This is a genomic window from Massilia sp. 05N420 (assembly GCF_056397205.1).
Window position 1 is genome coordinate 124,584 of record NZ_JBFTMX010000001.1, and the last position, 15,524, is coordinate 140,107.

The 15,524-nt window shown below is 67.4% G+C and carries 11 protein-coding genes; 5 read left to right on the top strand and 6 right to left on the bottom strand.

The window, feature by feature from the left end:
* Window positions 1-52: 52 nt before the first annotated feature.
* Window positions 53-1,147: a porin gene (locus tag AC1DIX_RS00595; protein ID WP_477321181.1), complete on the top strand. Its 1,095-nt coding sequence runs from the start codon at window positions 53-55 to the stop codon at window positions 1,145-1,147.
* A 52-nt stretch (window positions 1,148-1,199) separates the two neighbouring features.
* On the opposite strand, the gene AC1DIX_RS00600 is transcribed toward AC1DIX_RS00595, so the two are convergent.
* Window positions 1,200-2,393, bottom strand: a complete 1,194-nt coding sequence (locus tag AC1DIX_RS00600; protein ID WP_477321183.1) for an ABC transporter substrate-binding protein — start codon at window positions 2,391-2,393, stop codon at window positions 1,200-1,202.
* Between the two features lie 206 nt (window positions 2,394-2,599).
* On the opposite strand from AC1DIX_RS00600, the gene AC1DIX_RS00605 reads away from it, so the two are divergent.
* On the top strand, window positions 2,600-4,723 hold the full coding sequence (locus AC1DIX_RS00605; protein WP_477321185.1) for a putative bifunctional diguanylate cyclase/phosphodiesterase: 2,124 nt from the start codon (window positions 2,600-2,602) through the stop codon (window positions 4,721-4,723).
* A gap of 654 nt (window positions 4,724-5,377) precedes the next feature.
* Window positions 5,378-5,905 (top strand): PEP-CTERM sorting domain-containing protein, encoded by a 528-nt coding sequence (locus AC1DIX_RS00610; protein ID WP_477321187.1) that lies wholly within the window; start codon window positions 5,378-5,380, stop codon window positions 5,903-5,905.
* Between the two features lie 105 nt (window positions 5,906-6,010).
* On the opposite strand, the gene AC1DIX_RS00615 is transcribed toward AC1DIX_RS00610, so the two are convergent.
* On the bottom strand, window positions 6,011-6,394 hold the full coding sequence (locus tag AC1DIX_RS00615) for a winged helix-turn-helix transcriptional regulator (protein ID WP_477321189.1): 384 nt from the start codon (window positions 6,392-6,394) through the stop codon (window positions 6,011-6,013).
* A gap of 113 nt (window positions 6,395-6,507) precedes the next feature.
* On the opposite strand from AC1DIX_RS00615, the gene AC1DIX_RS00620 reads away from it, so the two are divergent.
* Window positions 6,508-7,119: an NAD(P)-dependent oxidoreductase gene (locus tag AC1DIX_RS00620; protein WP_477321191.1), complete on the top strand. Its 612-nt coding sequence runs from the start codon at window positions 6,508-6,510 to the stop codon at window positions 7,117-7,119.
* Here the strand turns inward: AC1DIX_RS00620 and AC1DIX_RS00625 are convergent.
* Window positions 7,113-8,336, bottom strand: coding sequence for an aminotransferase class V-fold PLP-dependent enzyme (locus AC1DIX_RS00625; RefSeq protein WP_477321193.1), 1,224 nt, complete (start codon window positions 8,334-8,336; stop codon window positions 7,113-7,115). The genes AC1DIX_RS00620 and AC1DIX_RS00625 overlap by 7 nt on opposite strands.
* 147 nt (window positions 8,337-8,483) lie before the next feature.
* On the opposite strand from AC1DIX_RS00625, the gene AC1DIX_RS00630 reads away from it, so the two are divergent.
* Window positions 8,484-13,520, top strand: a complete 5,037-nt coding sequence (locus AC1DIX_RS00630; protein WP_477321195.1) for a diguanylate cyclase — start codon at window positions 8,484-8,486, stop codon at window positions 13,518-13,520.
* A gap of 6 nt (window positions 13,521-13,526) precedes the next feature.
* Here AC1DIX_RS00630 and AC1DIX_RS00635 read toward each other — a convergent pair whose 3' ends face one another.
* From AC1DIX_RS00635 to AC1DIX_RS00645, 3 genes are all read right to left on the bottom strand, one after another.
* Window positions 13,527-14,072 (bottom strand): hypothetical protein, encoded by a 546-nt coding sequence (locus tag AC1DIX_RS00635; protein ID WP_477321197.1) that lies wholly within the window; start codon window positions 14,070-14,072, stop codon window positions 13,527-13,529.
* 123 nt (window positions 14,073-14,195) lie between these two features.
* The gene (locus AC1DIX_RS00640; protein WP_477321199.1) at window positions 14,196-14,891 is read right to left on the bottom strand and encodes an anti-sigma factor; all 696 of its coding nucleotides are present in this window, start codon (window positions 14,889-14,891) and stop codon (window positions 14,196-14,198) included.
* Window positions 14,888-15,472 (bottom strand): sigma-70 family RNA polymerase sigma factor, encoded by a 585-nt coding sequence (locus AC1DIX_RS00645; RefSeq protein ID WP_477321201.1) that lies wholly within the window; start codon window positions 15,470-15,472, stop codon window positions 14,888-14,890. Before AC1DIX_RS00645 ends, AC1DIX_RS00640 begins: the two co-directional genes overlap by 4 nt.
* Window positions 15,473-15,524 lie beyond the last annotated feature (52 nt).

Genomic DNA, 15,524 nt, shown 5'->3' on the forward strand with positions numbered 1-15,524 from the left:
ACTCGCGTCTGGTACAGGCAACGAGAGCGCTGCAGCGCATCCTGGAGACTACATGAAGAAGACCTACGTACTCGCCGCAGCCATCGCAGCCCTGTCCGGCGCCGCCCATGCCCAGTCCAGCGTCACGGTCTATGGCCTGATCGATGCCGCCATCGAACACTACGACAACGCGAACGCGTCCGGCGCGGGCGTGACCCGCGTGCCCGGCCTGACCGGCGGCATGTTCCCGTCGCGCCTGGGTTTCCGCGGCAGCGAAGATCTCGGCAACGGCCTCTCGGCCATCTTCACGCTGGAGAACGGCTTCCAGCCCGATACCGGCAACGTGAACCAGGGCGGGCGCCTGTTCGGCCGCCAGGCCTGGGTCGGCCTGGCCGGCAAGTGGGGCGCGCTGACCATCGGCCGCACCTACAATATGCTGTACATCTCGACCTTCGACGTCGATCCCTTCGGCCCCAGCGTCTACGGCATCGGCACCCTGGACTCCTTCATCCCGAACGGGCGCCACGACAATTCGATCTCGTACAAGGGATCCTTCGACCGCATCACGGTCGGCGCCACCTATAGCCTCGGCCGCGACGTCTCGGCGGCGGGCGGGCCGTCGGCCACCAACTGTCCCGGCGAATCCGCCACCAGCGCCCAGGCCTGCCGCGAATATTCCGGTCTGCTGCGCTATGACGCCCCGGGATCGGCATTCGGTGCCGTGGTCGCCTACGACAATCTGCGTGGCGGCCCCGGTGCCGCCGCCGGGCTGACGAGTGCGGACCTGTCGGATTCGCGCCTGCATGTTGCCGGCTACGCCAACGTGGGCGCATGGAAGCTCGGCGCCGGCGTCCTGCACCGGAATAACGAGGGCAGCAAGACCCAGCCGAAGAGCACGCTGGCCTACGTCGACGCCGCCTATTCCGTGACCCCGCAACTGGTCGTCGACGGGCAGATCGCCAGGCTGGATTTCAAGGACAGCCCGAACGATTCGGCGCAGGTCCTGCTGCGCGCCATGTATAACTTCTCGAAGCGCACCACCGTTTATGTGGCGGCYGGCCATATCGTCAACGACGGTACTGCCGCTGTGGCCCTGAGCTCGGGCGGCTCGGTCGGTGCGGGCCTGTCGCAAACCGGCGTGATCACCGGTATCAAGCACTCGTTCTGAGGCGAGGGAAGTAGGGGCAAGCGGCGGCGATGTCCGCTTGCCCCGGCCGGGTTCAGGCGCCCGGATCGCGGAACTTCTCGACCTTGTCGAACTCCACGTTGTACCAGCCGCCGTTCACCTTCTCGGCCTTGCGCAGATAGACGTTCTGGATCGTGTCGCGGGTCGCCGGGTCGATCTCCATCGGGCCGCGCGGGCTAACCCAGGCCATGCCCTTCATCGCCGCCAGCAGCTTGTCGCCATTGCTGTCGCCACCGGTCTTGGCCAGGGCCAGGTAGAGCAGCTGCATGCCGTCGTAGGCGCCGACCGAGTGCATGTTCGGGCGCATGCCCTTGTTGGCCTTCTCGAAGGCCTCCACATACGCCTTGTTCTCCGGCGAGGGATGGGCGGCCGAGTAATTGAAGCTCGAGACCACGCCTTCCGAAGCCGCGCCGATGGTTTCCATCAGGTCGTCGTCGACCACGTCGCCGGTGCCGATCAGGCGGATGCCGGCATTGGCCAGGCCACGGTCGGTGAACTGCTTCATCACCGCCGCCCCCTCGCCCGAGGGAACGAACACGAACAGCGCGTCCGGCCTGGCGTCGCGCACGCGCGCCAGGAAGGGCGCGTAGTCCGGATTGCGCAGCGGGACACGCAGGCTTTCCAGGATCTTGCCGCCCGCCTTGGTGAAGCGCGTGACGAAGGTCTTTTCGGAGTCGAGCCCCGGACCGTAGTCGGACACCAGGGTCACCACGGTCTTGATCTTGTTCTTCGGCGCCCATTCGGCCAGCGGCGCCGTGACCTGCGGCAGGGTCAGGCCGGTGCGCACGATGTAGGGCGAGCGCTGCGGAATGATCGAGGTGGCGGCCGCCATCACGATCATCGGCACCTTGGCCTGGGTGGCGATGGGCGCCGCGGCCAGGGCCAGCGGCGTCAGGCCGAAGCCGGCCAGTACCTCGACCTTGTCGCGCGCCACCAGTTCCTGGGCCAGGCGCTTGGTGACGTCGGGCGAGAGCCCGCCGTCGTCTTTCAGGATGACTTCGATCTTGCGGCCGGCCACGGTATCGCCGTGCTGCTGGATGAACAGCCGCACCGCCGCGTCGACCTGGCGGCCGGTGGAGGCGAAGGGGCCGGACATCGGCACGATCAGGCCGACCTTCAGCGGGGTGGCGCCGGCGGCGCGCGCGAACGAGGGCAGCAGGCCGGCGGCCAGGGCGGTGCCGCTGGCCAGCAGCAGGTGGCGGCGTTGCAGGTCGATTGGATGGGGCATCTTGTCTCCTTTATTGTCGTTGGATGGGATCCCGGGCGTAAGGACACCGCGACCAGGATTGCCTGATTGTCGGGCAAGTGCCGAACGGAGGGGTGCGAAATGCTGCTGATGTGGTCTAATTTACTTATCGCAAAGTCTTGCGCGCCCACTGGCAGGGCCGTGCTACCATCGCTTGTAACTTCCGGTTCCTCAGCGCGGATCACATCATGGCCTCCCACAACGCCCCGGCAATCCAGCCCCAGCTCGACGATCTGCTCGAGCACATTCCCGCGGGCGTCGTCGTGCATGGCGTCGACGGCCGCATCCTGAACGCGAACCGGCTCGCCTGCGAACTGATCGGCATGAGCGTCGAGCAATTGAAGAACAGGGTCAGCGGGAAGGCCCGGCCCCTGCTGCGCGCCGATGGCTCGCCCTTGCCGCCGGATGAACTTCCCGCCAACGTCGTGCTGCGCACCGGCAGCAAGGTCTCGGAAGTCATCCTCGGCATTGCCGAACCGCAGCCGGAATCGGTGCGCTGGCTGATCTGTAACGCTTATCCGGAATTCGATTCCAAGGGGAAACTTTGCCGGGTCATCGTCTGCTTCACCGACTGTACCGCGATGAAGCAGGCCCAGCAGGGATTGCAGAAGTCCGAGGAACGGCTGCGCCTGATCCTGCAAGGCTCGACCGATGCGCCGTGGGACTACGATCTCGAGAAGAACGAGATTTATTACTCGGACCGCTGGTGGGAAATGCTCGGCTACCGGCCCGGCGAACTGGGGACCGATACCAGCCTCTGGCTGGAGCTCGCCCACCCCGACGACAGGGTGCGTGTTGCCGGCTACTGGGACGATCTGCTGGCCAGCCAGCGCGGCACCTATAGCGTCGAATGGCGCCTGCGCCATCGCGACGGCCACTACGTACCGGTGCTGTCGCGCGGCCTGGTGACGCGCGATGCGGCGGGCAAGGCCCTGCGTGTATCCGGAACGAATACCGACCTGACCGAGCAAAAACTGGCGGAGCGCCGCATCTACGAACTGGCCTATTACGACCATCTCACCGGCCTGCCGAACCGCCGCCTGCTGGGCGAGGAACTGGACAAGGCGCTGGCGCGCAGCGAACGCACGGGCCGCCTCGGGGCGGTGGTCTTTCTCGACCTGGACAATTTCAAGCTGCTCAACGATACGATGGGCCACGACTTCGGCGACATGCTGCTGCGCCAGGTGGCCGAGCGCCTGCGCCATACCTTGCGCCACTGCGACCAGCTGGCCAGGCTGGGCGGCGACGAGTTCGTGCTGGTGCTGGAAGACCTGGGCGACGACCCGCACGAGGCGGTGATCGAGGCCCAGCACGTTCTGGAAAAGCTGCTGTTCACGCTCGGCCAACCTTATTACCTGGATGGACGCCTGTTCGTCAGCACGCCGAGCATCGGGGTCACCTTGTTCGACGGCGCCGCGACCGGCATCGAGACCCTGCTCAAGCAGGCCGACCTCGCCATGTACCGTGCCAAGGCGGAAGGACGCAATACCGCGCGCTTCTTCGATCCGCGCATGCAGGCCTCGGCCGAATACCAGGCAAGGCTGGAGCGGGCGCTGCGGGAAGGCTTGCTGGACCACCAGTTCGTGCTGTTCTGCCAGCCCCAGTTCAACAGTGAGGGCCAGGTGGTCGGCGCCGAAGTGCTGCTGCGCTGGCGCCGCGCCGACGGCTCGCTGCTCGGTCCCACCGAATTCATCGGCCTGGCCGAGTCGTCGGGCATGATCGTGCCGCTCGGCCAGCACGTGCTGGAGGAAAGCTGCCGCGCGCTGGCACGCTGGCGCAGCGACCATGTACTCGGACAGCTCGAGCTGGCGGTCAACGTCAGCGCGCACCAGCTGCGCAGTGCCGATTTCGTCGCCCGGATGGTCGACATCCTCGAGGAAACCGGCGCGCCGCCGGGCAAGCTTTGCCTGGAACTGACCGAAAGCGTGCTTGCCGAAAATGTCGCGGACACGATCGAGCGCATGCGCGCACTGCGCGGCCACGGCCTGCATTTCTCGCTGGACGACTTCGGTACCGGCTATTCCTCGCTCGCCTACCTGAAGCGCTTTCCGCTCACCGCCCTGAAGATCGACCGCTCCTTCGTGCACGACGTCCACGTCAATCCCGATGCCGTGCCGATCGTCAAGGCGATCATCGCGCTGGCGCGCACGCTCAAGCTCGACATCGTTGCCGAGGGCGTCGAACACGAAGCGCAGCGCAACTTCCTGGTCGATGGCGGCTGCGGCACGCTGCAGGGCTACCTGCTGGGCCGGCCGATGCCGATCGGGGACTTCGAACGGATGTACGGCAGCGGCGGGATCGGCACGGCCTAGACCTTGCGCCCAGGGCTCCGGCCTCAGCAGCCGCGCGGTCGCGGCAGGTAAGGACGCGGTGCCGGATGCCGGCGCCGGTCGGCCAGCCTTTGCCGTTCATCTCCACCTCGCCGATGACCGTCGTCGTATCCGGCGAGCCCGCCAGCATCCACGTCATGCGATACAGGCGCCGCCTCGCTCGCGGCGGCTTGTTCGACGATCTCGAGTAAGTGCCCAAACGAAAGGTGGTAGCATGGAAACTTTCGGTAATCTTTACAACTTTCTTTGGGGTTACAATGAATGTTCAGTTAAGTCGTTGATCTGAAAGAACTCATTTAAGCTGGAATGTATTTTGCTGTGGTTAAGAGTTGCATTACTTGGATGTCCATATAAAAGCGAAGTAACTTCTGGGGGAGCAAAATAATGAGATCTAAGGTTCTGAAAATTGCATTGACAACGGCATGTCTAACGGGCGCGGCGCCAGCGTTCGCAAACCTGGTCTATCAAACGGGAACGCAACAGACCGGGACCGGCCTAGGGGCGGTACAGACGGTGGTAACGGTCCAGGACAATGGTGGTGGGAAGAAAAACGGCACCGAGTCCGGATGCGTGACCTACGTCAGCGGCAATCCGGCCACCCCGGCGGAAACCTGCCCAACGGCCTTAAAGTTGGGCATGCCCACGGCCCCGGAGGGCGGCGACAACGCTGCCGGTAATGCCGGTAACAATACCTATTTCCTCAGTTCGATCACCGGCCTCACGAGCGCGGGCCAGCTCGGCTTCGTCGTCAACGTCAGTGAGCCCGGCGCGACCACGGCCACACTCACCGACCTCTATATGAGCCTGTTCAGGGTTTCGGACGGTACGACGAGATACTACAACTACATGGGACCGGACCTGGTGCTCAGCGATACGGGTGGTATCGGCCAATCGGGCCTCCACCGTTTCGTCCTGGACGACGCCCAGGCTGCCGACGCCGCGGGCTTCTGCAGTAACCTGGCCAACTGCATTGTCGGAGGTGGTGTCCAGTTCCTGAACGGCACAACGCAAGGGGCGCCGGAAACCGTCCGGGTGGCCGCCTTCGAGCGCGAGACCCCGGGCAATCCCGGCGGCGAGGTGCCGGAGCCGGGCTCGCTGGCCCTGCTGGGCGCAGGCGCGATGGCCTTCGGCGCAATGCGCCGCCGCTTCACCGCAAAGCAGTAAGCCAGGCGGACAAGGGCCCGGGCGACCGCATCGGTATCACTTGAAGCGGCGTCCGGGCCGGCCGTCCATCCAGGCCGGGCGCCGGCAAGCATTACCCATCACCCATCATCCAGGCAGGCGGTACTGGCGCCTGGCGTCGCGAATCGCTTCGTGATGCCGGTTGGCCCAGTCGACCAGGCCACGCATCGGCACCATGAAGGAACGCCCGAGCGGCGTGAGCTCGTATTCGACCCTCGGCGGCACTTCCGGATACACGGTCCGCAGCACGAAACCGTCTTCTTCCAGGCGCTTGAGCGTGGTCGACAGCATCTGCTTGGACACGTCGCCGATCGCACGCATCAGTTGGTTGAAGCGCAGGGTGCCGCCATCGAGGGAATGCAGGACCAGCAGGGTCCACTGGTCGCCGATGCGGTCGAGGATATCGCGGATCGGGCAGCCGTCCGTGGTGTCGGCATCCAGGCAGGGATGGGCAATTAGTGTGTCGCGCATGGGAATCGGTCCGGCATGGTCAGGCCGCACTGACCAGATCATGCCGCGGTGACTTCTTGTAAAGGGCTCCAGCCTAGCATAGGATGGGGCGTGGTCTACACGGAGAAATTTTCATGGCACGTATTGCCCTCATCGGCGCCACCGGCAATGTCGGTTCCCGCCTGTTCGACGAACTCGTTTCACGCGGCCACCAGGTCACCGCCATCGGCCGCGATCCCGCCAAGGTGCCGGCGCGTGCGGGCGTCAGCGCCGCGCGCGCGGACATCAATGACGAAGCCGGCCTCGCCGCCGTACTGCGCGGACACGATGCCGTGATCAGCGCGGTGCGCTTCCTGGACAGCGACCCCGAGATCCTGCTGGCCGCGGTGCGCAGCGCCGGCGTGCCGCGCTACCTGGTGGTGGGCGGCGCCGCGAGCCTGCTGGTGGCGCCCGGCAAGCGCCTGCTCGACCAGCCCGATTTCCCCGAAGCCTACAAGGCCGAGGCGACGCGCGGCGCCGCTTTCCTCGACGCCCTGCGGCAAGTCCAGGACCTGGACTGGACCTTCCTGTCACCGTCGGCGATGTTCATGCCCGGCGAGCGCACGGGCCGCTTCCGGCTCGGCAAGGACGAACTGCTGACGGGCGAAAAAGGCAGCTCGATCTCGTACGAGGATTTCGCGATCGCGATGGTCGACGAACTCGAGAAACCGGCCCATTCGCGCCAGCGCTTCACCGTCGGTTACTGAACCCGCAGCGCCAGCCGGAGCTGCCGCAGCAGATAGTCGACGTCGGCGGCGCCTGTGTAGCGGCCCAGGGTGATCCGCATCGCGCCGCGGGCCAGCGCCTCGCTCAGGCCGAGCGCGCGCAGGACGTAGGAGGGCGCGGCGCTGGCCGAGTTGCAGGCGGAACCGGCCGACACCGCGATGCCGGGCAGCTTGTCGGCCAGGGCATCGGCGCCGGCGCCGGCCCCGCTGAAACTGATGTTCAGGTTGTGCGGAATGCGGTGCTGCATATCGCCGTTGAAGCGCACGCCGGGCAGGGCGGCGAGCCCGCCGCGCAGGCGCTCCCGCAGCGCGCCGATGCGCGCGGTTTCGTCTGCCATGTCCAGGCGCGCCAGTTCGAAGGCCTCGCCCATGCCCACGATCTGGTGGCTGGGCAGGGTGCCGGAACGCAAGCCCTTCTCGTGCCCGCCGCCATCCATCTGCGCCTCCAGCCGCACCCGCGGATCGCTGCGCACGTAGAGGGCGCCGATGCCCTTGGGACCGTAGACCTTGTGGGCGCTCAGCGACAGCAGGTCGACCTGCAGGCGGTCGACGTCGATCGCCACCTTGCCGGCCGCCTGTGCCGCGTCCACGTGCAGCAGTACGCCGCGGGCGCGGCAGATGCGTCCCAGTTCACCGATCGGCTGGATCACGCCGATCTCGTTGTTGACCATCATGACCGAGGCCAGGATGGTGTCGGGCCGCAGCGCCGCTTCGAAGGCGGCCGGGTCGAGCAGGCCGTTCGGCTGCGGCTGCAGGTAGGTGACCTCGTAGCCCTCGCTCTCCAGCCGGCGCATGGTGTCCAGCACGGCCTTGTGCTCGGTCGTCAGCGTGAGCAGGTGCCGGCCTTTCGCGCGGTTCGCGTGGGCCGCGCCTTTCAGCGCGAGGTTATTGGATTCGGTGGCGCCGGAAGTCCAGACGATGTCGCCGGCGGCCGCGCCGACCAGGGCCGCGACCTGAGCGCGCGCCCGCTGCACCGCCGAAGCGGCCTCAATGCCGAAAGCGTGGGAGCTGCTGGCCGGGTTGCCGAATTTTTCGGTCATGTACACCAGCATCTTCTGCGCGACGCGCGGATCGACGGGCGTGGTCGCCGCGTAGTCGAGGTAAATGGGAAACCCCGCAGGAAGCGCCGCCGGCGCCGGGAGATCGGCAGCGCTGCGACAGGATGCCGCCGCGCGGCTGGGCGTGAGTGTGTCGGTCATGGCGGTGTGGTTCAATGATGGGAAAGCCCACCTTAACCGCGTCCGCGACGAAAGCAAACGACCGATTATGCAGATCGATATCGGATTTTCGACGCTCCCAGGCGGCGGCATGCTGATATAATATTTGCCACACTGCAAGCCCATCCCATGAGCGCCCTTTTCGACCACGAGATCATCGAACAGCTGCACGACAGTTCCCGCTCGCTGGTCTATCGCGCCCGCGCGCGGGACGGTACTGCGCTCATCGTCAAGCAGCCCAACCAGCAGTTCCCGTCCTTCCAGCAGCTGGCGCAGTTCAAGCGCGAGTACGCGATCGCGCGCCGCTGCCGCCATCCGGGCGTGGTGCGTCCGCTCGCGCTGGAGCTGCATGGCGGGCGCTGGACCATGATCCAGGAAGACGCCGGCGGCCTCGCCCTCGACAAGTTCCTGCGCGCCCAGCCGCAGGGCATCCTGGCGCTGGACGACTTCTTCGAGATCGCGCTGCAGCTGTGCGCGGCGCTGGAAGAGGTCCACCGCCAGGGCGTGATCCACAAGGACATCAATCCCTCCAACCTGGTGTGGAGTGCCGAACGGCGCCTGCTGCAGCTGATCGACTTCGGCATCGCCTGCGAGCTGCCGCAGGAAAACCAGGGCATCGTCCACCCGCATGCGCTGGAAGGCACGCTGCGCTACATGGCGCCGGAGCAGACCGGGCGCATGAACCGGCGGGTCGACTACCGCGCCGATTTCTACGCGCTCGGCGCCACCTTCCACGAACTGCTGGCCGGCCAGCCGCCCTTCGATGCGCGCGACGGCATGGAGCTGGTGCATTGCCACATCGCGCGCAGCCCGGACTGGCTCAACCCGGCGCTGGCCGGCCTGCCTGGAGCGCTGCTGGCGATCGTCCAGCGCCTGCTGGAAAAGAACGCCGACCAGCGCTACCAGAGCGTGGAAGGCCTGCGCCGCGACCTCGAAGCCTGCCGCGCGGGGCAGGCGGCACCGGCGCAGCCGCTGCGGCTGTCCGACCACAACGGCCGCTTCCTGGTGCCGCAGGCCCTGCATGGGCGCGAAAAGGCGATCACGGCACTGCTGGCGGCCTTCGAACGCAGCGCCGAAGGCGGCGGCGAGATGCTGCTGGTGGCCGGCTATTCCGGCATCGGCAAGTCGGCGGTGGTGAACGAAGTGCAGAAGCCGATCGTCGCCCGGCGCGGCTGCTTCCTGTCCGGTAAATTCGACCAGTTCCAGCGCGACCTGCCTTACGCCTCGCTGATCCAGGCCTTCCAGGGACTGGTGCGCCAGCTGCTCGCCGAGCCCCAGGACGTGCTGCGGCAATGGGCGGACAAGCTGCGAGAGGCCCTGGGCAGCGGGCTTGGCGTGATGGCCGAACTGATTCCCCAGCTGGCGCTGATCGTCGGTCCGGTCGAAGCGGCGCCCCTGCTGGCGCCGGAACAGGCCCAGCTCCGCCTGAGCCGGGTGTTCCCGCGCTTTGCCCAGGTATTCGCCGAGGCCGGGCATCCGCTGGTGCTGTTCCTCGACGACCTGCAATGGGCCGACGCGCCGACCTTGCGGATGATCGAGCTGTTCATGCGCTCGCGTCACCTGCTGGTCATCGGCGCCTACCGCGACAACGAAGCCGAGGCCACCCGTCCGCTGATCGGCTTGCGCGACAAGCTGCTGGCGGACGGCCTCAAGGTATCGACGCTGGTGCTGGGGCCCCTGAGCGAGCAGCAGGTGGCGCGCATCGTCTCGGCCACCGTGCGCGTGCCGCTCGCCGACTGCGCGCCGCTCAGCCGGCTGTGCTTCCGCAAGACCGGCGGCAATCCCTTCTTCCTCAACCAGTTCCTGGGTTCGATCCATGAAGCGGGCCACCTGCGCTACCGCGCCGCGGACGATTGCTGGGACTGGGACCTGGCCGCGATCGAGCAGGCGGCGTACACCGACAACGTGGTCGATCTGCTGCTCGCCAAGATCCGCCGCCTGCCGTCGGCGACCCAGCACCTGCTGCAGCTGGCCGCCTCGATCGGCAACCGCTTCACGCTCGACACGCTGGCCCTGGTGGTCGAACGCGCCGCCTGGCGCACGCAGCAGGACCTGTGGCCGGCGCTCGATGCGGGGCTGATCCAGCCGCTCGACGAACGCTACAAATACCTCGATGCGGATGCCGGCCCCGCCGCCGGCAGCAGCGGCATCGGCTACCGCTTCCTGCACGACCGCGTGCAGCAGGCGGCCTACGAAGTCCTCGACGCCGGCGCGCGCGGCGCCAACCACCTGCGCATCGGCCGCCTGCTGCTGCGGGACACGGCGCCGGAGCGGCAGGACGGCAAATTGTTCGAGATCGTCGAGCAGCTCAACGCCGGCCGCGGCTTGATCCAGGACCCCGCCGAGCGCCTGCAGCTCGCCGGGCTGAACTTGCGCGCCGGCGCCAGGGCGCGCCGTTCCGCGGCCTTCCAGGCCACGCTGGAGCACATGCACATCGGCCTCGAGCTGCTGCCGGCGGATGCATGGCAGCACCACGCCGGCCTCTGGGTCGACCTCCAGCTCGGCGCCGCCGAAGCCTGTTACCTGTGCGGCCGGTTCGACGCCGCCGAGGCGATCTACCCGCAGGTGCGCGCGCACAGCCGCACGCCCCTCGAACAGGTGCGCTGCATTTCCGTCCAGGCCCACCAGTACCAGTTGCAGGGCCGCCTGCCGGACGCCATCGCCGTGCTGCGCGAAGGGCTGGCGCTGCTGGGCGTCGACATCCCGCACGAGGCGGCCCTGCTGAAGGCGCGCTTCGACGAACTCATGGCCGACACCATGCGCCTGCACCAGGGCCACGATCCCGAGGAGCTGCTGGCGGCGGGCGAGATGCGCGATCCGGCCGCGGTGGCGGCGCTGCAGCTGATGCACGGCCTGTGGATGGCCGCGTATTATGCCGGCACGCAGGATATAAGCGGACTGATGCCGCTGGAGATGACCCATCTCTCCATGCAAGAGGGAAAAAGCGACTTCAGCGCCGCCGGCTACGTCGCCTACGCGACGCATTTCGCGCTGCAAAGCGGCGACTTCGAGCGTAGCTATCGCTTCGGCGCGATGGCGCTGGCGCTGGCCAGGAGCCGCGCCAACGTGCAGATTCGCATCCAGACCACCCTGATGTTCGCCGCCATGTGCAATCACTGGACGCGTCCGCTGCGCAGCTCCGACGCCCTGTACGAGGAAGCCTTCGGCTGGGCGCTGGAAATCGGCGATTTCGTGCAGGTCGGCGTGGTGGCGGCCGTGCGCGCGACCGAGAGGATCATCCTCGGCGACTACCTGCCGGACCTGATGCAGGACGTCGAGCACGACCTGGCGCTGATGCGCGCCAATGGACAGCAGGCGATGGCCGACTGCTGCGTCGCCGGCGCGCTCCAACCGATCAAGTCCCTGATGGGCCTGACGGCGCGCAGCGACAGCTACGACGATCACGCGTTCAGCGAGGCGCGCTTCCTCGAGCAGTACGGCGCTTCGCGCCTCTACAATGCCTATTTTTTGCAGGGGAAGATCCGCAACGCCTACCTGTTCGACGCCGCCGATGCCGAGGCGCTGGCCGGCCAGCTCGGCATCATCACCGCGATCATGCGCRGCCAGGCCAAGGTGCCCGAATCGAGTTTCTACGCGGTGCTGATCCTGATCCGCGCCCTGCGGCGCGAGCCGGCACGACCCGACGCCGGCGAACTGCTGGAGCGGATCGAGGCGCTGCGGTCCAGCCTCGCCCACTGGGCCGGCATCGGCCCGGAGAATCTCGGCGCAAAAGACCTGCTGGTACAGGCCGAGCTGGCGCGCTTGCGCCAGGACCTGCCGCTGGCCACGCGCTGCTACCAGCAGGCGATCGACGCCGCCGGCCTGGCCGGCTACGTCAACGTGCAGGCGCTGGCGAACGAGCTGTGCGGCGAATGCTGGCTGGAGCAGGGGCAGCCGCGCGTGGCCGCGGTCTTCATCAGGGACGCCTTCGCGCGTTACGGCCAATGGGGCGCCGAGGGCAAGATCGCGCAGCTGCGCGCGCGCCACGGCGGCCTGCTGTCGAAGGTGGACGGACGCACCACGCTCCCGCATTCCGGCACCCACACGCAAACCCACGCCAACGGCGCCAGCGCCCTCGACCTGGTCTCGCTGCTGAAGGCGACCCAGATCCTGTCGAACGAGGTCGGGCTGCGCAATGTGCTGCAGCGCCTGGTGTCCATCGTGCTGGAGAACTCCGGCGGCCAGGTGGCGCGCCTGCTGCTGCTGACCGATGGCGTCTGCCGGCTGGAAGCCAGCATCGATGAGGAGAAGGATGGCGAAGGCGTCACGGTGCTGCAGTCGCGCCCGATCGACCTGGACGCCGCCGCCGATCCGCAGTTCCCGCTGTCGGTGCTGCGCTACGTGATCCGCACCGGCCAGGAAGTCATCGAAGACAATATCGCAGCGGCCTCGCGCTTTGCCGCCGACCCCTATGTGCAGCGCCTGCAGCCGCGCGCCGCGATGTGCCTGCCGATCCGGCACGGCGGCCGCATCGACGGCGTGCTGTACTTCGAGAACCGGCTGGCCGAAGCCTCCTTCACCGCGGAACGCGTGGAGTTCCTGCGCATGCTCGGCGCCCAGGCCATGATCTCGATCGCCAGCGCCAGGCTGCACGACAGCCTCGAACAGCGCGTCGCCGAGCGCACCGCGCAGCTCGAAGACGCCAACCGCAAGCTGGCGACGCTGTCCATCACCGACGGTCTCACCGGCCTCGCCAACCGCCGCCATTTCGACGAGGTGCTGCGCGCCGAATGCGCGCGCGTGGCCCGCCTCGGCCAGCCGCTGGCCGTCGTCATGCTCGACGTCGACCACTTCAAGAAATTCAACGACCGCTACGGCCACCAGGCCGGCGATGCCTGCCTGGTGCGGGTCGCGCATGCGCTGGCCGCCGGCACGCGGCGCGCCGGCGACCTGACCGCGCGCTACGGCGGCGAAGAGTTTTCGATCGTGCTGCCCAACACCGGCGCGGACGAAGCCCGCGACATCGGGGAGGCGCTGCGCGCGGCGATCGAAGTCCTGCACATCGACCACGCGGGTGCGGCCTCGGGGCAGGTGACGATCAGCGTCGGCATCGCGGTCCAGCCGGGGCGGGAGGCAGGGAACCCGGATAACCTGATGCGGCTGGCCGATGCGGCGCTGTACCGCGCCAAGGCTGCCGGGCGGAATCGTGTGGTGCTCAGCGAATAAGAGCGCCTACTTCACCTCGAGCAGCTCATTGAAGAGAACCCGGTAATGCACCACCGTGTTGCGCAGGTCTTCGGTGGTGGCTTCGCCGCGCGCATCGCGCGCGGCGATGACTTGCGCGGCGCGGTAATTCTCCACAACCGCCGGATGATCGACGGAGATGTCGGCCGCGCGATGCTCGAAATCGGCCACGGGATAGCCACGTTTCGCCATCAGCTCGCGAACCAGCTGATCGGCCAGGGCGACGACGCCCTTTGGATTGTCGACGAAACTGGCCTGCACATTCGCCCACGCTTGACTGAATCTGGCAGCTTCGGATGGCTCAAGGGGCACGATATTCAGCTTTCCGACACGCTCTTCCCGCGCCTTGAGCTCCGCCTCGGCCTTTGCCCGGTTTCCAAGTTCATCCACGGCTCGGCCGTATTCCGGACCGAAGCGTTGCTGCAATCGCTCGGATTGCTTTTTTTGGAAAAAGTACCATGCGGCTAGCGCAATCAGAACGAGAACCACAACAACGGCCAGCATGATTGATGTCTGTGAGTCGAGATTACCCATGTCGATCTCCTGTGTGCCTGGACGGCGGATTGTTATTGGCGTGCGATCTCATTAAGGCAGGCCGGGCGGCGGCGGTCCGTTCGAAGGCGCACATATCCGAACATGACGCCCACTCAAGGTCACTCAAAGCCGCGTCCAGCCACCCTTGTACAGCACCGGCCCGGTCGGCGCATCCGGATTCGGCGAACCGCCTTTCGGCTCCAGGCTGATCGCCAGCAGCATCACGTCCGGGCCGATGGCGCGCTGGTCGAGCGCCAACTCGGCGCTGCGGTTGTCGGGCAGGATGCCGAGCGAGCGCGGCTTGCCGTCGCGGGCGATCGCCCACAGCTGCAGGGTGCGGTCGTCCGGTACGCGTACGTCCTGTGCGACCTGGACGTGGAGGCGCCGGCGTGCCGGATCCGCGGTGACGACGAGGGCGGTACGCGCCTGCGCGTCGGCAAGGGCCGCGACCTGCCGCGGCAGCGGCGCTTCGCCGCGCCCGGCCAGCAGCACGGCCAGGACCACTGCGGCGGCGCTGGCGAAGAATGCGAGCCCGGCCCAGGGCCGTGCTGCGTCCACCCGCCAGAACTGCCACCACGGTGCCGGCGACAGCTGCAGGCGGCGTTCGATGCCGCCCCAGACGCGTGCCGGCGGCGTGACCGGTCGGCCCATCTCCGCCATCGCGGCCAGCCGTCCCTGCCAGCTGGAGACGGCCGCGCGCAGGGCGGCGTCGCCGCGGAGCCAGGTCTCGAAGCGGCGCCGTGCCGGACCGCGCAGGGTGCCGAGCGCGTATTCGGCCGCCAGCCTTTCCCGCAGGACGGCGTTGTCCCGGATGTTCATGCAGTCTCTCCCTTCGTCAGGCAGTCGCGCAGGCGCTCGAGACCGCGGCGGATCCAGGTCTTCACGGTGCCGAGAGGAAGACCGAGCCGGGTCGCTACCTCATTGTGCGACAGCTCGTGCAGGTAGGCCATGCCGATCGCCTGGCGCTGGCGGCTTGCCAGCCTTTCCATGCAGGCGGCCAGCGCCAGCGCTTCGCGCGAGAGCTGGGCGCGTTCCTGCGGTCCGGCGGCGCTGTCCTGCAGCGCTTCGACGGGGTCGCAGTCGCCCGCCGCGAAAGCGGTTTCCCCGCTGGCCTGCAGGCGGCGGTACGCGTCCAGGGCCTTGTTGCGCACGATGGCCGCCATCCAGGTCAGCGGCGCCGAAAGATGCACCTGGTAGCTCGATGCCGCGTGCCAGATCGAGACGAAGGCGTCCTGCAGCGCTTCTTCCGCCAGCTCATCCTTCCTCAGGATGCGCAGGGCAAAGCCGAACAGCCTGGCCGACGTCGCGTCGTACAAGGTGCGGAAGGCCTTCCTGTCCCCGAGCGCCACGGCGGCAAGCAGCCGGCGCAGATCCTCGTTTTCGTCGAATTCCCTGCTCACGGCGGCCCTGTGATTGGCGAGATGAAACCATTGTAGCGTTTCATCTCATGCT